Annotated in this window: 23 protein-coding genes; 6 read left to right on the top strand and 17 right to left on the bottom strand. The window is 62.7% G+C overall.

Features of this window, described 5'->3' with window-relative positions; genetic code table 11:
* Positions 1 to 34: 34 nt before the first annotated feature.
* The 6 genes from nadE to AC3WTO_RS20365 all read right to left on the bottom strand — a co-directional run bounded on the left by nadE (position 35) and on the right by AC3WTO_RS20365 (position 7,096).
* Entirely contained in the window at positions 35 to 1,006 is a 972-nt protein-coding gene (gene nadE / locus AC3WTO_RS20390) for an NAD(+) synthase (protein ID WP_492462713.1), read from the bottom strand.
* Positions 1,003 to 2,556: a class I adenylate-forming enzyme family protein gene (locus AC3WTO_RS20385; protein WP_492462712.1), complete on the bottom strand. Its 1,554-nt coding sequence runs from the start codon at positions 2,554 to 2,556 to the stop codon at positions 1,003 to 1,005. Before AC3WTO_RS20385 ends, nadE begins: the two co-directional genes overlap by 4 nt.
* Before the next feature lie 14 nt (positions 2,557 to 2,570).
* Positions 2,571 to 2,825 (bottom strand): acyl carrier protein, encoded by a 255-nt coding sequence (locus AC3WTO_RS20380; RefSeq protein WP_492462711.1) that lies wholly within the window; start codon positions 2,823 to 2,825, stop codon positions 2,571 to 2,573.
* Between the two features lie 23 nt (positions 2,826 to 2,848).
* Positions 2,849 to 4,765, bottom strand: a complete 1,917-nt coding sequence (gene asnB, locus AC3WTO_RS20375; protein ID WP_492462710.1) for an asparagine synthase (glutamine-hydrolyzing) — start codon at positions 4,763 to 4,765, stop codon at positions 2,849 to 2,851.
* Positions 4,766 to 4,775: 10 nt separating this feature from the next.
* Positions 4,776 to 5,879, bottom strand: coding sequence for a hypothetical protein (locus tag AC3WTO_RS20370; protein ID WP_492462709.1), 1,104 nt, complete (start codon positions 5,877 to 5,879; stop codon positions 4,776 to 4,778).
* 230 nt (positions 5,880 to 6,109) lie between these two features.
* Complete coding sequence (locus tag AC3WTO_RS20365) at positions 6,110 to 7,096, bottom strand: cupin domain-containing protein (protein WP_492462708.1); 987 nt, start codon at positions 7,094 to 7,096, stop codon at positions 6,110 to 6,112.
* A 175-nt stretch (positions 7,097 to 7,271) separates the two neighbouring features.
* On the opposite strand from AC3WTO_RS20365, the gene AC3WTO_RS20360 reads away from it, so the two are divergent.
* Genes AC3WTO_RS20360 through AC3WTO_RS20350 form a run of 3 tightly spaced genes read left to right on the top strand, consistent with a single transcriptional unit; the run spans position 7,272 to position 9,866 of the window.
* On the top strand, positions 7,272 to 7,769 hold the full coding sequence (locus AC3WTO_RS20360; RefSeq protein ID WP_492462707.1) for a flavin reductase family protein: 498 nt from the start codon (positions 7,272 to 7,274) through the stop codon (positions 7,767 to 7,769).
* 33 nt (positions 7,770 to 7,802) lie between these two features.
* Positions 7,803 to 8,588, top strand: coding sequence for an SDR family oxidoreductase (locus AC3WTO_RS20355; protein ID WP_492462706.1), 786 nt, complete (start codon positions 7,803 to 7,805; stop codon positions 8,586 to 8,588).
* Between the two features lie 42 nt (positions 8,589 to 8,630).
* Entirely contained in the window at positions 8,631 to 9,866 is a 1,236-nt protein-coding gene (locus AC3WTO_RS20350; RefSeq protein ID WP_492462705.1) for a styrene monooxygenase/indole monooxygenase family protein, read from the top strand.
* 48 nt (positions 9,867 to 9,914) lie between these two features.
* Here the strand turns inward: AC3WTO_RS20350 and hpaH are convergent, their stop codons facing one another.
* The 5 genes from hpaH to AC3WTO_RS20325 all read right to left on the bottom strand — a co-directional run bounded on the left by hpaH (position 9,915) and on the right by AC3WTO_RS20325 (position 14,596).
* Positions 9,915 to 10,715: a 2-oxo-hept-4-ene-1,7-dioate hydratase gene (hpaH, locus tag AC3WTO_RS20345; RefSeq protein ID WP_492462774.1), complete on the bottom strand. Its 801-nt coding sequence runs from the start codon at positions 10,713 to 10,715 to the stop codon at positions 9,915 to 9,917.
* Between the two features lie 11 nt (positions 10,716 to 10,726).
* Positions 10,727 to 11,590, bottom strand: coding sequence for a fumarylacetoacetate hydrolase family protein (locus AC3WTO_RS20340; RefSeq protein ID WP_492462704.1), 864 nt, complete (start codon positions 11,588 to 11,590; stop codon positions 10,727 to 10,729).
* A 38-nt stretch (positions 11,591 to 11,628) separates the two neighbouring features.
* Positions 11,629 to 12,609, bottom strand: coding sequence for a 3,4-dihydroxyphenylacetate 2,3-dioxygenase (hpaD, locus tag AC3WTO_RS20335; RefSeq protein ID WP_492462703.1), 981 nt, complete (start codon positions 12,607 to 12,609; stop codon positions 11,629 to 11,631).
* A 69-nt stretch (positions 12,610 to 12,678) separates the two neighbouring features.
* Entirely contained in the window at positions 12,679 to 14,196 is a 1,518-nt protein-coding gene (gene hpaE / locus AC3WTO_RS20330; protein WP_492462702.1) for a 5-carboxymethyl-2-hydroxymuconate semialdehyde dehydrogenase, read from the bottom strand.
* 13 nt (positions 14,197 to 14,209) lie between these two features.
* Entirely contained in the window at positions 14,210 to 14,596 is a 387-nt protein-coding gene (locus AC3WTO_RS20325) for a 5-carboxymethyl-2-hydroxymuconate Delta-isomerase (RefSeq protein ID WP_492462701.1), read from the bottom strand.
* 245 nt (positions 14,597 to 14,841) lie between these two features.
* Between AC3WTO_RS20325 and hpaR the strand changes: the two genes are divergently transcribed.
* Complete coding sequence (hpaR, locus tag AC3WTO_RS20320) at positions 14,842 to 15,246, top strand: homoprotocatechuate degradation operon regulator HpaR (protein WP_162839659.1); 405 nt, start codon at positions 14,842 to 14,844, stop codon at positions 15,244 to 15,246.
* 73 nt (positions 15,247 to 15,319) lie between these two features.
* On the opposite strand, the gene AC3WTO_RS20315 is transcribed toward hpaR, so the two are convergent.
* On the bottom strand, positions 15,320 to 15,829 hold the full coding sequence (locus AC3WTO_RS20315) for a flavin reductase (RefSeq protein ID WP_492462700.1): 510 nt from the start codon (positions 15,827 to 15,829) through the stop codon (positions 15,320 to 15,322).
* Positions 15,830 to 15,839: 10 nt separating this feature from the next.
* Complete coding sequence (locus tag AC3WTO_RS20310) at positions 15,840 to 17,384, bottom strand: 4-hydroxyphenylacetate 3-hydroxylase N-terminal domain-containing protein (RefSeq protein WP_492462699.1); 1,545 nt, start codon at positions 17,382 to 17,384, stop codon at positions 15,840 to 15,842.
* Positions 17,385 to 17,477: 93 nt separating this feature from the next.
* On the opposite strand from AC3WTO_RS20310, the gene AC3WTO_RS20305 reads away from it, so the two are divergent.
* Positions 17,478 to 18,353 (top strand): helix-turn-helix domain-containing protein, encoded by an 876-nt coding sequence (locus tag AC3WTO_RS20305; protein ID WP_492462698.1) that lies wholly within the window; start codon positions 17,478 to 17,480, stop codon positions 18,351 to 18,353.
* Between the two features lie 12 nt (positions 18,354 to 18,365).
* Here the strand turns inward: AC3WTO_RS20305 and AC3WTO_RS20300 are convergent, their stop codons facing one another.
* From AC3WTO_RS20300 to AC3WTO_RS20285, 4 genes are read right to left on the bottom strand one after another with little or no spacing between them, the layout of a single operon-like run.
* Positions 18,366 to 19,721: an aminotransferase class III-fold pyridoxal phosphate-dependent enzyme gene (locus tag AC3WTO_RS20300; RefSeq protein ID WP_492462697.1), complete on the bottom strand. Its 1,356-nt coding sequence runs from the start codon at positions 19,719 to 19,721 to the stop codon at positions 18,366 to 18,368.
* 17 nt (positions 19,722 to 19,738) lie between these two features.
* On the bottom strand, positions 19,739 to 20,395 hold the full coding sequence (locus AC3WTO_RS20295) for an HAD family hydrolase (RefSeq protein WP_492462696.1): 657 nt from the start codon (positions 20,393 to 20,395) through the stop codon (positions 19,739 to 19,741).
* Positions 20,392 to 21,663, bottom strand: coding sequence for a Tm-1-like ATP-binding domain-containing protein (locus AC3WTO_RS20290; RefSeq protein WP_492462695.1), 1,272 nt, complete (start codon positions 21,661 to 21,663; stop codon positions 20,392 to 20,394). Before AC3WTO_RS20290 ends, AC3WTO_RS20295 begins: the two co-directional genes overlap by 4 nt.
* 27 nt (positions 21,664 to 21,690) lie before the next feature.
* A complete protein-coding gene (locus AC3WTO_RS20285) occupies positions 21,691 to 22,455 on the bottom strand; it encodes an IclR family transcriptional regulator (RefSeq protein WP_492462694.1) in 765 nt (254 codons plus the stop codon).
* A 205-nt stretch (positions 22,456 to 22,660) separates the two neighbouring features.
* Here AC3WTO_RS20285 and AC3WTO_RS20280 point away from each other — a divergent pair, with 205 nt between their 5' ends.
* Positions 22,661 to 24,109, top strand: a complete 1,449-nt coding sequence (locus tag AC3WTO_RS20280) for an APC family permease (protein WP_492462693.1) — start codon at positions 22,661 to 22,663, stop codon at positions 24,107 to 24,109.
* The last annotated feature ends 93 nt before the right edge of the window (positions 24,110 to 24,202 follow it).

Genomic DNA, 24,202 nt, shown 5'->3' with positions numbered 1-24,202 from the left:
AACGCCAAATGTTTCCACTTGGCTACAAGATGCTCTAACCGGCGATCAGTTGCGGCGTCATGTGCAGATAGCGTGCCGCCTTGCGCTTGGCGGCAATGTCTTTCCAGACGAACTCGACCTGATCAGCAGTCAGGCCAATCGCCGGAGCGACTTCCGATGCCGGCACAGCATGGTTCAGCGCATAAAGGCAAAGGTCCATCTTGTCGTAGGGCAGCACGAAGTAGAATTCTTCCTGTGTCTGCGGCAGCGAATAGGTATCCGTCGTTGGTGGCCGTGCGCAGATCTCGGCGGGAACGCCGAGATATTCGGCCAGCTTGTAGACCTGCGTCTTGTAGAGATGCGCAATCGGCTTGATGTCGGCAGCGCCATCGCCGTTCTTGACGAAGAAGCCCTGGTCGTATTCGAGCAGGTTTGGCGTGCCGAGCACGGCATAGTTCAACCGGTCGGCATGATAATATTCGAGCTGCTTGCGGGTGCGCTGTTTCATGTTGGTGGCGGCGACGATGCCGAGATAGGTCTCTACCGGCAGCCGCAGCTTCTTTTCGACGCCATCGGGCGAGCGCACAACCAGTGACGAGAGATTGTAGCCTCCGGTGGTCAGGCCATTGTCGAAAACGATCTTGGACGCCCAGCCTGGGCCATAGTCCGGTTCGACCTGGCGGATAAAGGCATCGCGACGCTCATAGCACCCCATCGCGGCCAGCATCGGTGCCATGTCTTCAACAGTCCGTTCGATGCCGAACGTGTCAGCTACCAACGTTCCGAGCCTCCGGCTTTCTGGATCGGAATCGGCTTCGGGCATCAGCAATGCGAAGACGTTGTCCGGGCCAAGCGCCCGCACCGCCAGTCCGGCGCAGACGCTGGAATCGATGCCGCCGGAGAGGCCGAGGACGAGCCCGCGCCGGCGCAGGTCCTTGCGCAGGCTTTCGCGGATCGCGGCGGCAATGCGGTCGGCCTCCGCCGCCGGGTCAAAATCGAGTGCCGAGGCCGAAAAGCGGATGGTCATACGTCAGGCCCTTTTCTGGTGGAGTGCATTGCTGTTGCCAGCCGGCGGCTGAGTTTGCCGCTGTCGGTCTTCGGCAGGGCGTCGACGAATTCGATCGCCTTGGGAACCATGTAATCTTCGAGATGGCGCGCGCAGTGGCGCAGTACGTCGCGTTCGGTCAATTGCGGGTCGGCCAACACCACGAACGCCTTAATGGCCTGTCCGAGCACAGGGTCGGGCACGCCTGCCACGAGCGCTTCAGCGATACCGGGCAGGGCGTGAAGAACGGTCTCGACTTCCTTCGGTGGCACCTTTTCGCCGCGCGATTTGATGATGTCATCGCGGCGGGCAACGAAGGTGAGGAAGCCATCGGTGTCGGCGGTGAACAGATCGCCGGTATGGAGCCGCAACGCACCGGTCTGCGGATGCGGGCGAAGCGCCTGGGCGGTTGCCTCGGGTGCTTCCCAATACCCTTTCATCACATTCGGCCCGCTGACAACCAACTCGCCGATTTCGCCGGACCTGACCGGTTCACCGGCTTCATCCACCACATAGGCCTCCATGCCTGGGATGGCGGTGCCGGCAGAACCAGGGCGCTTGTCCAATTGCTCGGGCGGCAGGTAAGTTGCTCGGATGCATTCGGTCTGCCCGTACATCGAATAGAGGCGCATGCCAGGCAGGAATTCTCTTAGCCGGCGAATGTGATCGACGGGCAATGGCGCGGCGGCGCTGGTCGCATAACGCAGGCTGGCAAAAAGGGCCGCGTCGAGATCCTTCATCTGCAGCATCATGGCGACCATGGAGGGCACTAGTGGAAAGCCGGTGGCACGCTCGTCGCGCAGGCGCTCGAAGAGCGCATAGGGAAAGGCGAAGGATTTTTCGAGAACCAGTGTTGCGCCGCTGAGCACCGTCGTCAGCATTTGCGTCAACCCATAGCCGAAGGACAGCGGTAGCACGCTGAAAATGATGTCGTCTGCGGTGTTCTCGAGATAGGAGACGATGGAGGACGCAGCCGCCTCGAGATTGGTGTGCGCCATCATGACCCCTTTGGGGTCGCCGGTGGAGCCGGATGTGTAGAGGATTGCCGCGAGGTCGTCCTCTCGTCGACCGTCGGATATCGTCGGCATGGGCTCCGCAAGCAGGGCGCTTGCCAAAGTCGCCGCACCTGGCAGCGCGGCGTGTGGTTCCGTCAACAGGATATGGAGAGGTGCCGCAAACTGCTGCGTGGCTTCGGCGACGACCGGCGCCAGCCTGCCCTGCGCCATGACGGCGGCCGGACGGCAATGGTTGAGAAGGAAGGCGATGCGTCCCGCCTTGGCCGACGGATTGACCGGCACGAGAACCGCGCCGGACATCCATATGGCAAAGATCGAAAGCACGGCCTCGACGCCGTTGTCCATGAACATCAGGACACGATCGCCCCGGCGCACGCCGGCGCCGGCGAGCGCCGCGGCGAGACGCTCTGCCGATTGCCCGAGCTCCGCGTAACCTATCCGCCGGTCGGCACAGACCAGCGCCGTCTTACGGCCTGTATCGGCTGCACGTGCGCGAAGATGATCTTCGAGGCGCATTTCGCAGCCTACCCTTACGCGGCCTGTTTGCTGTCGACGTAAGCGAGGATGCGGGCGATCGAGTCGAGATTGGCCGGGACGATCTCGCGATCCTCCACCTTGAAGCCAAATTCCTTCTCGATGTAGCCGACGAGTTCAAGGATGCCGGTCGAATCGACAAGGTCGTTGTCGATCAGCGACAGATCGTCCGGCAATGGATGGTTGTCGTCGCCGAATAGAAAATTCTCGATGATGAAGGCGCGGATCGCCGTTTTGGTGTCGTCTGCCATGATTTCTACCCCCAAGTTTCCCATCAATCGGTCTTGCTGGAGAACGTGTCGAGCCAGAGCTGGGTCGAGACGATGCCGACAAAAGCGGTATCGTCGCGGAAGCTGGCCGTCTCCTGATGCAAGACCTTGTTCGTCAGTTTTTCGACCGCCGCGGCATTGAAGAAGCCACCCTTGGCAACAGCGTCTTTCGAGAGCGTGTCTGCTAGGTAACCTGGCGGCGTTGCGGCAAAGGCCTGGCTGTCCGGGGCGCGATACGGCTGTTTCGGCCGTTCGATGATCGCTTCGGGAACCAGGCCTTTCGCGGCCTGTTTGAGAATGTACTTTTCACGCAGGCCATGCAACTTCATGTTCGGCGACAGGCTGGCTGCAAAGTCGATGACACGCGGATCGAGGAACGGGAAACGTCCCTCAACACTGTGCGCCATCATGACCCGATCGCCCTGCGCGGACAGGATGTAGCCCGGAAGCAGGAATGTCGTTTCCAGATACTGTGCCTGATGCAACGGGTGCCAGCGGGAAAAATCCGGCGGCAGCATGGAAGCCAGTTCCGCGGTTGCGTCATAGTCGCCGAGCTCACGCTTGAGCTCGGGCGAGAAGAACAGCTTGGCGGCACTTGTCGAACGGAAGCGCGGCCGATGCGAATAGAGCAGGTCGTCGATCCGGTCGTCGCCGGCACCGAAGAAGCGAGCCAGATATTCCGGCGATTGCCGCTGCAGGCCGGGCAGGTAGGGGTAGAGCCGCTGGAACAGCAGCGGCCGGCACTGCGAGCTGGGCTGGCGGCCGCAAAAACGGCGCAACTTCGCCTCGCGGAAAATATCGTATCCGGCGAACAGTTCATCCGCCCCTTCGCCGGTCAGCACGGCCTTGATGCCGTTGTCGTGCACCAGCGACGCGAGCTTGGCGAGCGGGGCCGGTGCGGTGCGCAGGATCGGTCGTTCGACATGGCGAATGACGGAAGGGAACAAGCCCGAAATATCGCCAGCGGAGCAGTGCGCAGTGGTGTGCTCGACGCCGAGCGTCGAGGCCATCAGGGCCTGCCATTTGCTCTCATCATGTTCCTGGCTGTCGAAGCCGAGTGAAAAGGTCCTGAGCCGGGTGGGCTGTGCCCGGGCCGCAAGCGCCGACATCAGGGAAGAATCCAGGCCGCCGGACAGATAGGCGCCGACAGGCACGTCGGCACGCAGACGAATGCGGGTGGCGTCGTCGAGCAATGCCCGCAGCTCTTCGACTGCATCGGATCGCGGCCTGCGATCATCGGAACCGGGATAGGTCTGCCGCCACCAGGCGCGCTGTTCGATCCGCCCGTCCTGCACGCTCATCAGATGACCAGGTGGCAGTTCCGAAATGCCCCGGAAAGCCGTTCGCGGCGCGAGCGGTGTCCACAAGGTGAAGATCTGATCGAGTGCGAACGGGTCGAGGCTGGCTTCGACGCCCGGTACCGCAAGCAGTGCCTTGATCTCGGAAGCGAAGAACAGCGTGTCGCCGCGCCGGGTGTGGAACAGCGGGCGTACGCCCATGCGATCCCGGACCAGTACCATCCGGCGCTGACGGGCATCCCACAGCGCGAAAGCAAAGTCCCCGTTGAGATCGTCGAGGCAATCCAGGCCCTTTTCGTCGTAGAGATGGAGGATCACCTCGGTGTCCGACTGCGTACGGAACCGCCGGCCCCTGGCGATCAGGTCCTTGCGCAACTCGACATAATTGAAGATCTCGCCATTGTAGGAAATCACCAGATTGTCGGACGGGTCCGACATCGGCTGATGACCGTCGGCAAGACCGACGATCGACAGTCGCCGGTGCGCCAGCCCGGCTTCGCCATCGATATGGACGCCGCTGTCATCCGGGCCACGATGGGAGAGCGTGCTCGTCATGCGAGCCAGCAGCGCTGCCGCGTCCGCCGGCGCTACACCCTTGCCAAAATACCCCGCCACCCCGCACATCAGACGACCGTCATGCGAAACGGTCGCCGATCAGGCGCGTCCAGCCTTCGCCGGCGAGGCCGTTGACGAAGGCCTTTCCACCCGTGAAAGCCTCGATCAGCTTCGGATCGCGGGAATGAACGATGGTGGATGCGGCGTGCACGAAGGCGATCTTTCGTCCCATCATGGCAGGGAGAAGCCCGGGTTGCGTACGCCCGCGCAACGCCGGCATGTTGCGGGAGTCGGCATGGCGCATCATCCGGTCGATCACCAGCCCCTCGCGGCCAGGCAATGACAGGACCTGGACGACCCGGCCAAGACGCCCCCTGTCGCCGTAAAAGAGAAACAGTCCAATCGGTGCACCGTTTGAGCGCGCGCGAACAACGCGCAACACCCGTTCGCCATGGATGGCCTTATGGCGAGCCTCGGCGAGCATGTAACGCAGGCGCGCGGCATCCCACCGTGGTCGCAGCGCGAACTGGCGCAGGAACGTCGGGATGATTTCGGCGGCCTCATCCTCGCTGATGTCTTCGTCGGTGAATGCATCGGCGCGGCTCAGTTCCGGCACGTAACCGTACCAGTCCGATTTGGTGCGCTGCACCAGGGCATCCAGGGGGCGAAGCAGAGGCGTGACAAGCCTTGCCCCCGGCACCCGCTTGGCAATGCCGTCTGCGACGAAGGAAACCGGGCGCAGGATGCGCAGCCATTCAAGACTGTAGTCCGGCAGGATATGCCCGTTCACCTTCTGCCACAGCGCCGTCGAGAGGTCGTTCGACGTTTCGGTGAAGGAGAGATCCTGCGGCCCGGAAAGCACATCCCGCAGCAAGCGAGCGCCGGCAAAAGGATCGTCTTCGCGGGCATCGACCATGAAGGTGCCGCAGACCGCGGCTCGCAACGTCTTGCCCTCATGCTCCATCGGCAGCGGGAAGATGCCGAAGAAACCGCTCACGGTGCCATCGTCGCGCACGTGGACCTTGGAGGCCAGTTCCGGATCGTAATTCGGGCCTTCGAGGAACAATGTCTTCAGATAGTCGGCGAGCACATGCGGGCTCACGCCATTGCTGCGCAGCAGCCGCTGAAACAGCGCGGCGACAGCCGGCAGATCCTGGGCCGTTACCGGTCTGATCTCAGGCATGCTTGTCGCCTCGGCCAATCTGATACACGTCTAAGCTTCCAATTCGAAACGCGGCTTACGTATGGGCAGCGTCGTATCAGCAACTTCTAACCAAATGATTGGCAACGCCGTTGTTTGGAAGAAGATGTGAAGCTTGGCGAATAGAAGCTTAATAGGTTCCAAGATGATGTGCAGAAGCCCTTCGGCATCTCGTCTTGACCGTGCGGGTCACAAATCTGCGCTGTTTTAGATCAGCGTCTGCGGCGCAGTGTCTGCGACGGCGTCTCACCATATCTGCGGCGATAAGCGGCCGCCGCACGGCCGAGATGGCCAAGGCCGGCGAGACCGGCCAATTCGGTCACGGATTGCCCGTTTTTAGGGTCGCGGAGCAGCGCATGGAAGTGGTCCAGGCGCAAGCTTTCGACCATCTGCAGCAGTGTCGTTCCATTGAGACGGCGTACGGTCTCCTGCAACGAACGCAGACTGACGTCGACAGCCATTGCGATGTCGCCAACGCTGAAGTCGCGTTCGATGTTGGCCTGGATCCACTCCTGGGCTTGGTCGACGGTCGATGATCCCACCGCAGGCGCCGGCGTATCGAGCGCCGCACGTTGCGAATGGGCAAGCGAGGAAAGCAGCAGGGAAGACAGGCTTTCACCAAGCCTGGCCAGATAGCTGCCGAATGCGGCATTGCCGGTCTCGACGCTCTCCAGCATCAGGTTGACGTGATTGAGCGCCAACCGTCCTGCCAGGCTCGACAGATCGACAGCTGTCTCGAATTCGACCCTGTCGATGGCGCGGTCCGCGAGCTCCGCACACTGTCGCTGCATGACCTCGCGTTCGATCAGGACGATCAGCTTGGCACAGCCGTCGGACCAGCGCATGCGGGTCGGCAAGGTCGGTGACAACAGCGATGCCACATGGCCGGGCTTTGCCAGCGCCGCTGTGGTGCCGCAACGCACTTCGGCCGATCCGGCGAGCGGAATCTGCAGCAGGAAGAAGGAAGACAGTTCGCCGGGGTCGATCTCGACTTCCGAGCCGTAGCCGACGAAATTCAGCGAATAGCCGCGCTGGCGCGAGGCGCGATGCACAGCGTGAAAGCCGGAAGCATTGGCCTGGCGCGGCGACAGGAAATGCGGGCAGAAGATTCGGCCGATCTCCTGGCGCGCTTCCTCGGGCGAAAACGTGTCCACCAGCGCATGCCGGGCCAATGGCGAACTCAGATTGGCTGCGTCCATGGCGGCCGCCTTCCCATTCGCATCATGCGGCCGCGCATTCTGGATAGTCTTTGCGCGTATTGGATTGCGGCCACAGCGCTTCTACCTCAGTCTCAATCTAGTTGAAGTCTAAAAGAAACGCGAGTCCCGGCATACTTCGGGATGACGCGTCGGACGGGACTATCTGGAGGAGATCATGACGTCCGCGCCATTCATCACCGGCATGCGCAAGGTCGCAGGGGCCGTTTCCGTGATCACCACGACAGGAAGCGACGGCGAGCGGCGCGGCCTGACGGCTACGGCGGTCTGCTCGCTGTCGGCCGAGCCGCCATCGCTGGTCGCCTGCGTCAACCGCAAGACGTGGGTGGCGCAGTTCGTGCCTGATTCTGGCGTCTTCGCCGTCAATGTGCTGTCGCATCTGCAGGAAAACGTGGCGCGTACCTTCGCCGGCCAGACCGACCTCGCCGCAGGCGAGCGCTTCGGCATCGGCGATTGGCATTCGGGAGTAACCGGCGTGCCGGTCGTGCGTGGTGCGCTTGCTTCGTTCGAATGCCGTCTGGCGCAGGTCGTCGAGCACACCACCCACGTGATCCTGATCGGCCACGTGGTGGAGACAGTGCTCGGGGACGGCCAATCGCTTGTTTATGTCGAAGGTGGGTTCTCGGCGGTAGGGCCTGTCCGGTCGGCTGCTTGAGCTGATGGATCGAAACGAATCGGGAGGAAATCGATGAAGGGTTTGGACGGAAAAACGGCGATCATTTCAGGTGGCGCCACCCTGATCGGTGAAGGCTGTGCGGCTGTTCTTGCCGGCTATGGCGTCAACGTCGTCATTGCCGATATCAACGAAGCCGATGGCGAGGCGGTGGCCGGCCGGATTGGCAGCAAGGCAAGCTTCATCCGCACCGACATCACCAGCGACGAGGACATCAAGGCACTGGTTGAAACGACCGTGAAACGTCATGGCCGGCTCGATTTCCTGGTCAATGTCGCTGCCACCTATCTCGACAATGGCGCTGAAACCACGCGCGCCGAATGGCTGAAGGCGTTCGACGTCAATGTGATCGGATCCGTGGTGCTGATGCAGGAGGCGCGTTCTCATCTGGCAAAGACCAAGGGGGCGATCGTCAATTTCGGCTCGATCTCGGCGCGTGTCGCCCAGGTCGGGCGCTGGGCCTATCCGGTTTCCAAGGCCGCGATCCTGCAATTGACCCGCAACCAGGCGCTGGATCTTGCTGCCGACGGCATCAGGGTCAATGCGGTGTCGCCAGGCTGGACCTGGAGCAACATCATGCGCCAGCTGTCCAACGATAATCGACCGAAGACCGATGGCGTGGCGGCTCCCTTCCATCTGCTGAGGCGCACCGGCGATCCAGCCGAGGTGGCGGAGGCGGTGGCATTCCTGCTTTCCGACGCGGCGAGCTTCATCACAGGCACCGATATCCGCGTCGACGGCGGCTACACGGCGATGGGCCCGGAGCGCATCGATCCGGCCATTCCGCTGCTGATGGAATAGTCCGGCAAGCGCCGCAACAACAAACAGGGGAAGGGAACAGCGATGAGCAAACGCGTCACGATTTTGGGGGGAGGGCAGGCGGGCCTGCAGCTTGCCTGCGGCCTGCTTCAGCACGGCGGTTACGAGGTCAAGGTCGTCCAGAACCGGACGGCGGAAGACATGCGCACCGGCAAGGTGCTGTCCAGCCAGTGCATGTTCGACACCGCTTTGCAGAACGAGCGCGAGATCGGACTCAATTTCTGGGAAAAAGAGTGCCCGACAGTCGATTCCATCAACTTTGTCGTGCCGTCGCCGGATCAACCCGGCGCCAAGGCGATCGACTGGAACGGCAAGCTCGACAAGCCGGCGCAAAGTGTCGACCAGCGGGTGAAGATCCCGGTCTGGATGAGCGAGTTCGAACGGCGCGGCGGCACGCTGGAGATCAAAGAAGCCGGTATTGCCGATCTCGAGACCTATGCCGCATCGTCGGACCTGACCATCGTGGCGGCCGGCAAGGGCGATATCGCCAAGCTGTTCGAACGCGACGCGGAGAAATCCCCGTTCGACAAGCCGCAGCGCGCACTGGCGCTGACCTATGTCCATGGCATGACGCCGCGGCCGGAGCATTCGGCGGTCTGTTTCAACCTGATCCCGGGTGTCGGCGAATATTTCGTCTTTCCTGCACTGACCAATTCCGGCGCCTGCGAGATCATGGTGCTGGAAGGCCTGCCGGGAGGACCGATGGATTGCTGGAAGGATGTAAGCTCGCCGCAGGAACATCTGGCGCGTTCGAAATGGATACTCGACACATTCCTGCCCTGGGAAGCGGATCGCTGCCGCAACGTCGAGCTGACCGATGCCAACGGTATCCTGTCGGGCGCATTCCCGCCCACGGTGCGCAAGCCGGTCGGACGCCTGCCTTCCGGGCGGCTGGTGCTGGGGCTGGCGGATGCCGTCTGCCTCAACGACCCGATCACCGGGCAAGGCTCGAACAACGCCTCGAAGGCGGCCAGGGTCTACATGGACGCCATCCTGGCGCATGGCGACCGCCCGTTTGATACCGCGTTCATGCAGGCGACCTTCGACCGCTACTGGCAGTATGCGCAATTCGTCGTCGGATGGACGAATGCGCTGCTCACGCCACCGCCGCCGCATGTGCTTAACATCATGGGATCAGCGCAGGCCTATCCGGCGCTTGCCAAGAGGATAGCCAACGGCTTCAACAATCCGCCGGATCTGTTTCCATGGTTCGCCGTGCCGGAAGAAGCCGATCGCTATCTGCAGCAACTGGCGGCATGATTTTCAGGTGGCATGACCGGTCGAGGCCATGCCGCCCATTCGACGCGCCTATTCGAAATAAACGCTGATCGTTCCGTAGGGGCCGAAATCGGCGGCAATGGTATCGCCGTGGCGTGCCTCGACGGGACGCACGAAGGAACCGGACAGAACGACCTCTCCTGCTGCGATGCCCATGCCGTAGGTGTGCAGCCGGTTGACCAGCCAGACGATGCCCATGGCCGGGTGGTTCAGGACCCCGGCGCCAAGGCCGGTTTCCTCGACCTCGGCGTTGCGCGAGACGATAGCGCCGATCCAGCGCATGTCGGCATCGAGTGGGCGGATCGGCCGACCGCCGAGCACGATGCCGGCATTGGCGGCATTGTCGGATATGGTGTCGAAGAAGGTGCGGGCCTTGCCGGCTTCCTTGTTGGTGCGCTCGATGCGCGTGTCGAGGATTTCGAGCGCCGGCGTGATGTAGTCAGTGGCGTTCAGAACATCGAAGATGGTGACGTTCGGGCCGCGTAGCGGCGCCTTCATGATGAAGGCGATCTCGGCTTCGATGCGCGGCTGGATGAAGCGATCGGCCGGTACCGTTCCGCCATCGGCAAAGAACATGTCGTCGAACAGGATGCCGGAATCCGGGATGTTGATGTTGAGCGCCGATTGCATCGCCTTGGACGTCAAGCCGATCTTCCAGCCCTTGATCACCGCTCCGGCTTCGGTCTTTTTCTTCACCAGCGCTGCCTGCACCTTGTAGGCATCGTCCATTGTCGCGTCGGGGAAATCCAGGCTGAGCAGACGGATCTGGCGGCGTGCACGTTCGGCCTCGAACAGGCGCGCGGCGGCATCTTCGATTTCGGCTGGCGTCATGGTCGTCGCGCTCACTCGTCAACAACTCCATTGCGCAGGATGCCGATGCCATCGGCCTCGACTTCGATCACATCACCCGGCTTCAGCCAGATCGGCGGGTCGAAGCGGGCGCCGGCGCCGGTCGGCGTGCCGGTGACGATGACATCGCCCGGCACCAGCGTCGTGAAGGTCGAAATATAAGCGATGATCTTGCGGAAGGAGAAGATCATGCGGCTGGTGCGATCGCTTTGGCGGACCTCGCCGTTGACGCGGGTCTCCAGCTTGATATCGGCGATCTGCGCCTCGTCGGTGAAAGGTACCAGCCAGGGGCCGATCGAGCCGGTACGGTCGAAGTTCTTGCCCTGGGTGACGTTGAACTTGGCGTGCCGGACCCAGTCGCGGATCGTGCCTTCGTTGCAGAGCGAAAGGGCCGCGATATGGTCGAGCGCGGTGGCTTCCGGAATACGGCGGCCGCCTTTGCCGATGACGATGACGATCTCGCCTTCATAGTCGAGCTGCGGCGATTCCGGCGGGCGCACCAGATTTTCGCCGTGGCCGACGAAGGAACGCGGAAAGCGGATGAACAGCGAAGGGTTCGATGGCGCGGCCTGGCCGTCCTTGTACTCTTCGTTGCGATCCGGGAAGTTGACGCCGACACAGATGAGCTTCTCCGGCATCGGCACCGGGATCTCGTAGGTGATGTCGGACAGGGCGAAGTCAGCCGGCAGGCCGGCTGCTTCCTCCGCAAGGCGGCGCAAGGCGCCGGCTTCGATGACTTCCCGCAGCGTCGGCCACTGGCCGCCATGGCGGCTCGAGAGATCGACGGCACCGTTGTCGGTGATGGCGCCGTAGCGCGTCTTGCCGCCGGCGGTGAATGTTGCGATGCGTGCGCTCATGCCCGGTTCCTTCCAGACGTCGATGTTGGCGATGCCGGTCAGGGCGCGATGATGGGCGAAGCGGCGAGGTCGGGATCACGCGGCTCGACGCCGGCGAACACACTGCCTTCCTCGAACCAGGAACGTGGCGCCGGCGCGCCCCACAGCGTCTGACGCTGCGGATCCTTGAGGTCCCACTTGATCGGTTCCAGATCGGGATCGACCGTCTGGTAGTCCGAGCAGTAGATCTCGATGCGGTGATTGTCAGGGTCGCGGACGTAGAGGAAGAAGGCGTTCGAAATGCCGTGCCGGCCGGGGCCGCGTTCGATGTTGCCGATGTAGCCGGTGGTGGCCATCAGGTCGAGCAGGTCGATAATGTTGAGCGGTGTCGGCACCCAGAAGGCGACATGGTGCAGGCGCGGGCCGCGGCCGTTGGTGAAGGCAATGTCGTGCACGCCGCCCTTGCGGTGCGTCCAGGCCGCCCAGAGCTTCCCGGTCTCCGCGTCTTCCGTGTATTCGGTCACGCGGAAGCCGAGCTCGTTGTAGAAGGCCACCGATTCATCGACATTTGGCGAATAGCAGTTGAAGTGGTCGATGCGCAGCGGCTTCACACCCTTGTAGAGGGCGTATTTCTGATGGATGGGCGGCAGGCGATCCATCTTCGAATAGAATTCGAGCGGAATGCCATGTGGGTCGCGCGTGCGGAAGGTGCGGGACTGGTAAGGCCGCTCGACCCACTCCACCGGCAGGCCCTTGGCCTTAAAGAAATGCTCGGCCTTGTCGAGGTCTTCCTCGCTGTACAGCTTGAAGCCGAGGTCGCGCGCTTCCGCCTTGTCGGCCTTGCGCAGGACGATGCAGTGGTGGCCACGCTCTTCCAGCGCTCGCAGGTAGATGGCGTCCTTGCTCTCGTCGGTCACCTGCAGGCCGAGCGTGTCGACATAAAAGGCACGCGAACGGGCAAGATCGGTCACCGCCAGTTCGACATGGCTCAGCCGCACGATGTTGAAAGCGGGATAGAGATTGGGTTGCGGCAAAGGCATCAGATTCCTCCTCGTAAGTGTCGCCGCGCGGCCTGGCTGCGCGGCACGGCGAAGCCGTGCTGGACGGCTTCAGCCACCAAGCTTCTGGATGGCGTGCGGCTTGGTCGCGAAAGCGATGTTCTTGGTTTCCATGTAGAAGTCGAACGACCAGTCACCGCCGTCGCGCCCGATGCCGGAGTTCTTCACGCCACCGAACGGTGTCGGCAGATGGCGTACGTTCTCCGAATTCACCCAGATCATGCCGGCTTCGAGCGCCTCGGTGAAGCGGAAGGCGCGGGTCACGTCGGACGTCCACAGATAGCCGGTGAGGCCGTATTCGGTATCGTTGGCGATCGCCAATGCTTCGGCTTCATCCTTGAACGGGATGGCGGTGAGCACAGGGCCGAAGATCTCTTCGCGGGCGATGCGCATCGAATTGTTGGCGCCGGTGAAGAGCGTCGGGGTGACATAGCAACCGCCGCCGGGACCGTCGAACTTGGTGCCGCCGGCGGCGATGGTGACGCCCTCCGACTTGGCGATTTCGATGTAGGAGAGCACCTTCTTCTCGTGCACCGGGTGGATCAGTGGACCGACAACGGTCTCTGGATCGAGCGGGTGGCCGATCTTGATGCGCTTGGCTCTCTCGGCAACCAGCGCCGTGAACTTGTCGTGGATCGAGGCTTCGACCAGCAGGCGCGACGAAGACGTGCAGCGCTCGCCATTCAGCGAATAGATCATGAAGACCGCCGCGTCCGCAGCGCGTTCCAGATCCGCATCGGCGAAGACGATCACCGGGTTCTTGCCACCCAGCTCGAAATGCACGCGCTTCAGCGTGTCGGCGCCCTGTTTCATGATCATGGAGCCGGTGCGGCTCTCGCCGACGAAACCGATGGCCTTGATGTCGGGGTGTTCGGTCAGCGATTTGCCGGCATCTTCGCCGAGGCCGTTGACCAGGTTCCACACACCCTTCGGCAGGCCGGCCTCTTCGGCGATCTCGACCAGAAGGCGCGCGCTGAGCGGCGAGAATTCGGCCGGCTTGTGGACGATGGTGCAGCCCGCGGCGAGCGCCGGAGCGATCTTCCAGGTCGACAGCATGAAGGGGGTGTTCCAGGGCGTGATGACACCGACAGGGCCGATCGGCACGCGGGTCGTCATGTTGATCTGGCCGCTGTCCTGCAAGGTGCGGCCGTCACGGGCCTGGGGCGCGCGGTCGGCGTAGAAACGGAAATTCTCGGCGCCGCGCAAGGCAGCCTTGGCCATGAATTTCAGCGACTGGCCGGTGTCCATGCACTCGACGAAGGCGATTTCTTCGGCACGTGCAACGATGGCGTCGGCGATCTTGTGCAGCAACTTCTTGCGCGCATCGCCCGGCATGGCCGCCCAGTCGCGGAAGGCCGCCTTTGCGGCCTTTGCGGCACGGTCGATGTCCGCAGCCTTGCCGTGCGCCACCTTGGCCAACGGTTTCAGGTCGACAGGCGAGATCGTCTCGAAGGTCGATCCGTCGGCCGCAGGCACGGCCTCGCCGGCGATGTGATTGAGCACGCCGTCGCGCTTGAAGCGTTCGAGATAGGCGCTTGCCTTGCGCAGATTGTCGTCCAGTGCGCTCATGCTTTCGTCCTCGTTACTTGCCGCGCAGCCGCGGGTGGATCGCATTCTTCTTCCAGCTCAGTTCGGCGTCGATCTCGCGGATCTCGAGCGACAGCGCGAAATGCGGCGTGGCAAACTGGGGCGCCAGCCGCTGCGAAACGGCGGCAATGATGGCTTCGCCTGTCCGTTTCTTTTCCTCCGCGCTGCGGCCTTTGCCGATGCGGAAATTCATGTCGATGAAGCTGTTCTGCGGCAGCCGATCTGCGATCGCGTAAGCTTCCGTGCGGAATGCCCGAACGCGGATGGCACCGATCTCGAACAGGCCGGTTTCCAGGATGGTGTCTGCCACCAGCGTGCACAGGCCCTGGATATCGACCGTTTCATCGAGGTTCGCGGAATATTCGATCGCCATGTGGGGCACGGCGTTCCTCCACCAGTAAGTCTATTGTTTGTAATTAACATGTGAATTACATCTTGACTGATGAAAGTCAAGCGCTGTTGAATGGGTTGTGCCATCCGCTCGCGGCGGGATTGCCGGTGCCGCCAAAATCGCGGATATAGCGCTAAAAGCCGACTACGCGTCTTGCGTGTGCCGGTTCGCGAGACAGACGGAACCAGAGCGGAGACACCACCTTGCTGCCGCCTTCCACACGACGCTCCCTGCCGATGACGCTTCTGCGTGCCCGCGAAGTGATCATGGCGCACTTCCGACCGATGCTGGCCAGGCATGACATCACCGAACAGCAGTGGCGCGTCCTGCGCGTGCTGGCTGAAACCGGGCCACTCGAAGCGACCGAACTTGCCGGCCGGGCGTCGATCCTGCCGCCGAGCCTTACACGCATCATCAAGGCACTGGAAGAACGCCGACTCATCACCCGTAACCGGGTGAAGGATGATGGCCGGCGCGCGCTGCTTGCCATCACCCCAAGCGGCGTCGCGCTGATCGAGGATCTGGCGCCGGAACGTATCGCCATCTATGAGGCCATCGAAGGGCGTTATGGCGCCGAGCAGTACGAACAGCTGCTCGACATGCTGGAAAGCCTGATCCAGTCGGAGAGCAGCGAGGGCTGAGCTTTCGCTTTCTCGCGGAGATGACAGGCGAACGGTGCAGATCGTGTGGCCGACGGCGGTGCGGGCCTGCTCCTCACCCACCGAAACTGCCGAGGGCCATCGGCTGCGAATAGTTGCGGTCGACATAGAGCAACGCTGCTTCGCCGCTGCCGTGGCGAATGTCGATGACACGGCCGAACATCACATTGTGCGTGCCGACCTTGTTGACGTCGCCGATTTCGCAGTCGAACGAAACGATGGCATCAAGCAGCGCCGGCATGCCCGACGGCATGGTTTGCCAGTTCGCTGCCTGGTAGCGTTCGGCCATGTCGCGGATGGCGCCGGCGAATTTCGAGGCGAGATGCATATGGGCCTGCGTCAGCACATTGACGCAAAAACGCCGGTTGCCGAGAAACATTCCCGTCTGCGCCGATCGCTCGTTCATGCAGATGAGCAGGGTCGGCGGATCGTCGGAAACACTGCACATGGCGGTCGCGGTAAAGCCGCCGCGACCGGCTGGTCCATCCGTGGTGACGATGTTGACCGGCGCGCAGACGCGCGCCATGGCGTCACGAAATTCTAACCTTGAGACCTGCGGTTGCATGGGCTGGCCCTCATGTTCGATCGTTGCCTAGCGGTGGCAGCCAGGTGTCGCCGGTCCAGCCATTCTCGTCATAGTCGGCCATGCAGGTGTCGACGAGTTCCTCCATCTGCTTCAACCTGCCGCCGCGCTCGGCGCCCTTCAGCACCTGCAGCCGCACTTCTTCCTGGGCGCCGGCATAGTTGAGCTCATAAAGCGCGTGGCGTCCGCCGAACTCGGTGCCGGTGGCGTCCCACAGCAGCTTCATGATCTTGATGCGCTCGATATGGCCCATGTCGTTGGAGCCTCGCACATATTGCGCCAGATAGCGGTCGATGTCGGGATTGCCGAAGTCCTTGACGGAGGAGGGCAGGTAGATCAGGCCTGATGCGACAACCTTGCGCACCGTCTCGATGACGCGCGGATAGGCTTCGGACATGAAGGTGCGGTAGGCCAGCGCACTTTCCATGTTCGGCAGCACCGCGCCGCCGGCCCATGGGATCGGGTTGTAGGCCATCGCGTTGGAGAAACTCCAGAACATGTGGCGCAGCGCGATCACCTCGCCGAGCGCCGCCTGGTTGCCGCGGAAAGCATCGCCACCGGTGGCGCGCAGCGCCTTGGCGAGCAGGCCGGCGAGGAAGTCGAGCTTCACGGCAAAACGCGTGCAGCCCTGGAAACAGTAGCCGTGCATGAAGCCGGAAGCGGGATGGAAGGAGAGGATCTTCTGCGCGTCGCGCAGCACCAGCACGTCTTCCCAGGGCACGAAGACGTTGTCGAGCACCAGGATCGCGTCGTTCTCGTCGAAGCGCGACGACAGCGGGTAGTCGAAGGGTTGGCCGACCGTGTTGGCGGTCTGCTCATAGGAAACGCGGCAGAACATCTTCACGCCCGGCGCATTCATCGGCACGATGAACATCACCGACAACGAAGGATCCTCCGTCACCGTGGCGGAACTCTGCGCCAGGAAATTGTAGTGGGTCAGTGCCGATGAGGTCGCCACCACCTTGGCGCCAGACACCCAGATGCCGGCATCATTCTCCTTGGTGATGTGGACGAAAACGTCCTTCACCTGTTCGGCCGGCTTGTGGCGGTCGATCGGCGGATTGACGATGGCGTGGTTCATGAACAGGACGGATTCTTGCGCACGTTTGTGCCAGGCCCGCGCATTGTCCTTGAACGGACCGTACCAGTCGGCATTGGCGCCCAGCGTGTTCATCAGCGCCGCCTTGTAGTCGGCCGTGCGCCCCATCCAGCCGTAGGTCATCCGCGCCCAGTGGGCGATGGCACCCTGCTGGGCGACGAGATCGGCCGGCGAATGAGCGACGCGGAAATATTTGTGGGTATAGCCGCCCGAGCCGGTATCGGTCGGCGAGGTGAGGACGGCCTGCTGCTTAGGGTCGTGCAGAGCGTCATAGAGGCGGGCGAGCGAGCGCGCCGAATTGCGCATGGCTGGGTGGGTGGTGACGTCGGCGATGCGCTCGCCGTTGATATAGACCTCGCGGCCGTCGCGCAGGCTCGCCAGATATTCGGCGCCTGTGAGCGGGCGCGTCTTGTCGGCCCGGAAATCTTCCGCTCGCATCGTAATCCTCCCTTGATGGACTGGAGAGTAGCGCCCCGCGTGGCGATGGTTTATGGACAAAAGTCGAAAACCGCTTGGACTTTTTCGGGTGCCATGAGCCAGGCTTTCATTCCGGAATTCTTCGTCTATGGCGAACCGACGCGCGCGCTCGACGTGGGTTTCTTTCATGTCGAGACCGTGCTCGCACGCGAAGGTATTCATCGTGGCCGCGTGCAACCGCACAAGCATCCGCAGATGGGCCAGATCACTTTCTGGACGAGCGGTCGCGGCAACTACCGGATCGAGCAGTTTTCCGAGGATTTTTCGTCGCCTGCGGTGAGTTTTGTGCCGAGCGGCGTGGTGCATGGGTTTGTCATCGAACCCGGCACGGATGCGATCGTGGTCTCGGTTGCCGACGATGCGCTTGCCGCGATTGCGGCGAACACGCTGTTACCGCTCGAGCGCCCCGTCTTCATTGCTGGACGCAGTGGCGACGTCCTATGGCAAAAATTGGAGAGCAGCATCCTGGCGATCCAGACGGAATATGCCGATGCGCTGCCTGGCATGGACAAAATCCTGCCGCCGCTGATCGCTGTCGCGCTTTCCGGCATCGCGCGGCTGGGCAGTGGGCCGCAACCGATCGAATTGCCTGCTGCCGGTGCCCTGGCCACGCGGCTGCGTCACCTCATCGATCGGAATTTCCGGGAGGAATGGCCGGTCGAACGTTACGTCGAGAGGCTGGGCACGACCCGGCACCTGCTCGACAAGGCCGCCCAGCAAGTGTTGGGCTTGGGCGTGCGGCAAGCCGTCAACGAAAGGCGGTTGGTGGAAGCCAAGCGATTGCTGGCCTTCACCATTCGATCCGTCGAAGACATCGCCTTCGAGACGGGCTTCAACGATCCGGCCTATTTTTCGCGTTTCTTCCGCAAGGCGACGGGCTTGTCGCCCGCCGCATGGCGCAGGGACCGGCTCGGTCCTCCCGCCAGTTGAGGCAGTCCGTGCTCAGGCGCTGGCGGCCGTCAGGCCGGCATCGATACCTTCGGCGATCCTGGCGACGTCGGCAGTGGTGATGATCAGCGGCGGCGACAGGATGATCATGTTGCCCGAGACGCGCAGCATGACGCCGGCATCGTAGGCGGCATCGGTCACCTTGGCCATGGTCTTCTTGTCGGCCGCCTTCTTGGAGCTGCGATCGGACACCAGTTCGAGCGCGGCCATCAGGCCCTTGCCGCGCACGTCGCCGACCAGCGCGTGCTTGGCTTTCAAGGCTTCCAGCGCCTTGCCAAGCTCAATGCCACGCGCGGCGGCATTCTCGTTGACGCCGAGGCGTTTGGTTTCAGCGAGCGCGGCAAGCCCGGCAGCGCAACCGACGGGATGTCCGGAATAGGTGTAGCCATGGCCGATGGCGCCGAAGCTGGTCTTGTCGGCTTCGAACACATCCGCCACCTTCTCTCCGATCAGGGTGGCGCCGAGCGGGAAGTAGCCGCAGGTGATGGCCTTGGCGATGGTCATGAAATCCGGCTTCACGTTCCACAGCCGTGAGCCTGACCAGGCGCCGGTGCGGCCGAACGCCGTCACCACTTCGTCGGCGATGAGCAGGATGTCGTGCCGGTCGCAGATCTCGCGCACCAGGGGCATGAAGGTTTCCGGCGGCACGATGACGCCGCCCGCGCCCAGAACCGGTTCCAGGATGAAAGCCGCGATGGTGTCGGCGCCCTGGAAGGCAATCTCCTCCTCGATGGCGCGTGCGCAGAGCCCGGCGAGCTTGACCGGATCGGTTTCATCATACGGGTTGCGATAAGTCCACGGCGCCGGCGTGTGGAAGCAGCCCGGCAGCAGCGGTTCGTAGTTACGGCGGAAATTGGCGTTGCCATTGACCGAGGCGCCGCCGAAATGCGTGCCGTGATACCCTTTCTTCAGCGCCAGGAATTTGGTGCGGTCTGCCTGACCGCGGATCTTCCAGTACTGGCGTGCGAGGCGCAGCGCCGTCTCGACGGAATCAGAACCGCCCGACGTGAAGAAGGTGCGCACCATGCCTTCCGGAGCGAACCATTGCGAGAGCTCGTAGGCGAGCTCGATCGATGGACCGGTCGAGGTGCCGCGAAAGCCTGAATAATAGGGCAGGGTGTCGAGTTGGGAGGCGATCGCCTGCTTGATCGGATCGCTGCTGTAGCCGAGATTGACGTTCCACAGGCCGCCGACCGCATCAAGCACGGTGCGGCCTTCGATGTCGGTGACATGGGCGCCTTCGCCTTTCATGATCACGCGCGGCGGCGATGCGCGCATCTCGGCCGGATGCGCCATTGGATGCCAGATCGGTTTGGCATTGTTCTCTGCGAAAAAATTGGTGTCGCGCATCTGAAGTCTCCAAATTCCTAAAGGGTGAGGCCGAAATGGCCGAGCGCTTCGACATAGGATCGCGCCGGGCTGGCCACGTCGAAATGAACGGGCCGCATGCCGGCGGCGATTGCACCGTCGATGTTGCGTTTCTGGTCGTCGACGAACACGCAGGCGCTGGTCGGCAGGTCGAGTGCGTCGGCAACCGATTGATACGCGCGAAGGTCCGGTTTCAGGATCTTCGTATAGGTGGCGTCGACGATCGTCTCGAACAGGGAAAGCAGCGGCAGGCGGCCGCGGAAATCGGCGCCGTAGAAGAGGTCGAGTTCATTGGAAAGGACTGCAAGCTTTACGCCGGCCGCATGCGCCTTGCGGATGGCGCGATCGGCTTCCGGCCGCACCACCGCTTCGGGATCGGCGCCGCGGGCGCGGCGCACGAAAGTCTCCATTGCGTCCCAATCCTCGCCGACAAGCTGGCCGACCTCGCGGGTGCGGGTTTTCCAATAGTCGCGTTCGCTGATTTCGTCCGCCTGCATCGAACGCCAGAGCGGGTCCGAGGCAAGGTCGAACGGACCTTGCCAGGCCAGTGTGCCCGGTTTGAGGCCGAGGGCCTTCTCCGTGAGTTCATGTGTTTCGAACAGGGTCTTGGTGACGACGCCACCGAAATCCAGCACCAGGGCCTTGGGCGCGCTCACGCCGTTTGCTCCCGGGCTTTCTCCTGGCCGGGAGCAATCACCCCCTTTGCCGCCCAGCGGTCGAAGATGGCCAAGGCCGTCCCGGCGAACTCGTCGCTGTTGATGTGTCCCTCGATCTCATGCAATTCGACTGGAGCCTTGATCGCCTTGCGCATCTCGTCATTGAAGACAGCGAGCGCTTCCGGTTCGTAGAGTGGTTCGCCCTCCTGGTCCCATTGTTCGATGCCGCCTGTCGGCAGGATGAATGCGACAGGGCCGGAAGCCAGAGCGAGCTTTTCCGAAATCGCGCGGGCGACGCGGCGGCGACCATCCTTGCCAGTGGTGACGGAGGCGAGCAGGCGATTGTGGGCGTGATAGGGCCTGTCGGACAGCCCTTGCGGGACCGGCTTCCAGGTCGGGAAATCGACCATGTCGACGGCTCCCGGCGCCACGATCTGCGGGATACCGGCACGGCCGGCATTTTCCAGCCGATCGACACCGGAAGAAACGACGCTGCCATTCAAGTGATTGGCGACTTCCTGCAGGCTGAAATCCATAACTGCAACGAAACGATTGTCGGCGGCGAGCGATTCAAGCGCACGACCACCCATGCCGGTGGTGTGGAAGATGACCACTTCGTAGCCACGCTTCTCGAGCTCCGGCCGCAAGATCTTCATGTAGGAAAGACAACTCGTGCCGAGCGAGGAGATCGCCACGGTCGGCAGGTTCGGGCGCGGCTTTGCAGTGGTAAGCGCGGCGCCGACAACGGCACCGGAAGCCTGGGAGAGCACGGCCTTGCAGGTATCGTTGAGTCCATAGAGGCCGCCAGCCCACAGGATCATCATCAGGTCCGGTGCAATCCGCTCCGGTGGAACGAGATGGGAGTAGGCGATGGTGGAAACGATGAATTTCGGCACGCCGATCGGCAGTGCGAGTGCAATGTCGAGCGCAAGATCGGTGCCCATGGTGCCGCCTATGGCGATGAAGGCGTCGATCTTGCCGGCGGCTTCGAGGTCGTGGACGAGACGGGAAGCGCCACGCGCCATCAGCTCCATGGCGCTGTTCTCGTCACCGGATTGTGCGATCGCTTCAATGGTGGTGCCGATTGCCGATGCCACCGAATGCTTGTCGTAGTCCGGCCGGTAAGGCGGGTCACCGAGCACGCTGACGTCGAACATGAGCGGAATGCCACCTGCAGCGCGAATGCGTTCGGCCATGTAAAGCAGCTCGTCGGCCTTGGTGTCGCCGGTGCCGCACAGAAGAATCTTCGGGATATGCGTTTTGGTCATTCGTTCCGCTCTGGTCGTCTTCAGGTTTTAATCGTTTGCTGCTCTGGCGCGGCGGCCGGTCAGGCGCTCGCTGATCTGGAAAGCGGACTCGACAACCGCCTTGCCCAGGGTCTCCATGTCGGCGGGCTCGATGCGGGCGCGTGGCGCGGCGATGGCGAGCGCGCCGACGGCGGTGCCGCGCGCGCCCAGAATGGGGGCGGCGACGGAGAAGACGCCGTCTTCATAACCCTGCGCGCCGACGGAATAGCCTCGGGCGCGGGCGGCCTGAACCTGCTCCCTAATCGCCGTTGGATTGGTGACGGTGTGCGGCGTGTAGGACGCGAGCTTGCCGCCCAGAGCCGCATCCATGACGCGATGGTCGGCGAAGGCCATGAAGGCGATGCCCGAAGCCGTGGCATGCAGCGGCAGGCTTTCGCCGATCGGCACGGCGACACGGTTGGCCTTGCTCGACTCCACGACGTGGACGGAGATCAGGCCGCGGCTTGAATATTCGGAGAAATGCACGGTTTCGTCGGTGCGGGCAGCGAGTGCCTCGGCGATCGGGGTCGCGGTCCTGAGAAAGGGAAATTGCGCCTCGCGCATCAGTGCAAGGCGCGCCACGCCTATGCCCAGCCTGTACAGACGGCTGCCGCCGTCCTGCTCGACCAGTCCCTGGTCCATCAATGCCAGAAGCAGGCGTCGGGTCGTCGCCTTGTCGAAATCGACCGAACGGGCGAGATCCGCCAGTGTCCTCTCCGGCTCGCCCTGTCCCAGCACCTCCAGCAGGGACACGGCCTTGGCCACCGTGCTCATTGCGCTTGTCTCTCCTCCAGATACTTAACGCGCGAATTAACTTGACAGGTGCCGAGCATCTTTGCAAGTCTATATTCGAAATGTCGTTTTAAATAATGAAATGAAAACAGGCCTTTCGGCCCTTCGGCATTTCACTGGACTTTTGGCCCCGCTGCGCGGGGACGGGCTTGTGGGCCCCGCTTTGCGGGGGAAGGAGGAGGACTTCATGACAACCGTAGTGGAATCCGGTGAGACCAACCGGCTGAGAAAGAACAGCCTTGGCGTCGGTGCCGTGACATTTCTGGTGGTTTCGGCCGCGGCACCGCTGACAGCGGTCGCCGGTGGCGTGCCGCTCTCCATGCTGATGGGCAACGGTGCCGGCATTCCCGGTACTTTCCTGCTCGTGACCGCCGTGCTTTTGATCTTCGCGGTCGGCTATGTCGCCATGGCGCGTCATGTCACCAATGCCGGCGCATTCTACGCCTATACGGCCAAGGGCCTCGGCGGTGCGCTGGGTGGGGCTGCAGCGCTGATCGCCATTCTCTCCTACAACGCCATGCAGATCGGGGTCTTCGGCATGTTCGGTGCCGCGACCTCCGGCCTGTTCGCCGGCTGGGGCATCAACCTGCCCTGGTGGCTGTGGTGTTTCATCGGCGTCGCCCTGGTCGGCGTGCTCGGCTACCGCCGTGTCGACTTGTCGGCCAAGATCCTCACCGTCCTGGTGCTGCTCGAATATCTCGTGGTGCTGGTGGTCGATCTGGCAATCCTGTTCAAGGGTGGCGATTCCGGCCTCAGCATGGCGCCATTCACGCCGACACAGATCCTCAGCGGCGCGCCCGCGATCGGCCTGCTGTTCTGCTTCGCGGCCTTCATCGGTGTCGAGGCGACGACGATCTATTCGGAAGAAGCGCGTGAGCCGCACCGTACCGTGCCGCGTGCCACCTACATCTCCATCCTGATCATCGGCGTGTTCTACATGTTCACGTCCTGGCTGATGGCAAATGCAACGGGCGTCGACAAGCTGGTGCCCTCGCTGCAGGCGCTTCAGGATCCGACCACCTTCCTGTTCACGCTGTCGGACCGCTATGTCGGCTCCACGCTCACGCAGCTGATGAGCATCCTGTTCGTGTCCAGCCTGTTTGCCGGCGTGGTCGCATTCCACAATGGTGTCGCGCGCTACCTCTACGTCGCCGGCCGCGAAAAGCTCCTGCCTGAGTCGCTTGGCGTCACCCATCCGGTGTTCAAGAGCCCGCATGTCGGCTCGCTGATCCAGACGGCCATCGCTTTCCTGGTGATCGCGCTGTTCGCCGTCACCGGCCAGGATCCGGTGCTGGCGCTGTTCTCGTGGCTCACCAATGTCGGCACGCTCGGCATCATCACACTGATGGCGCTGACGTCCTTCTCGGTGCTTGCCTTCTTCAGCCGCAATCCGTCGCTCGAGGGCAATGTGCTGAAGTCGAAGGTTGCACCGGTGGTCGCCGGCCTGGTGCTTGCCTTCATCATCATTCAGATCGTGCTGAACTTCGGCAGCCTGTCAGGGGCTTCAGGCACACTGTCGTGGTTCCTGCCGTCGCTGGTGCTGATCGCGGCAGTGCTTGGCCTGGTTCTGGCTCTTGCCCTCAAGAGCAAGGATCCGGCAGCCTTTGCCCAGCTCGGCAACGAGGTAAAGGAATAGAAGCGTCGGAAGGGTTGGCCAGGGCATTTTTCTGGAATTGCTCGGGGTGGCCAACCCTTCCATCCTCCCAAGACAACATTCGCATAGAGCATA

Source organism: Mesorhizobium sp. EU05-FHT14A09 (assembly GCF_058790995.1).
The sequence above is the reverse complement of the archived record's forward strand: the minus strand, read 5'-3'. Positions and strand labels throughout refer to the sequence as shown.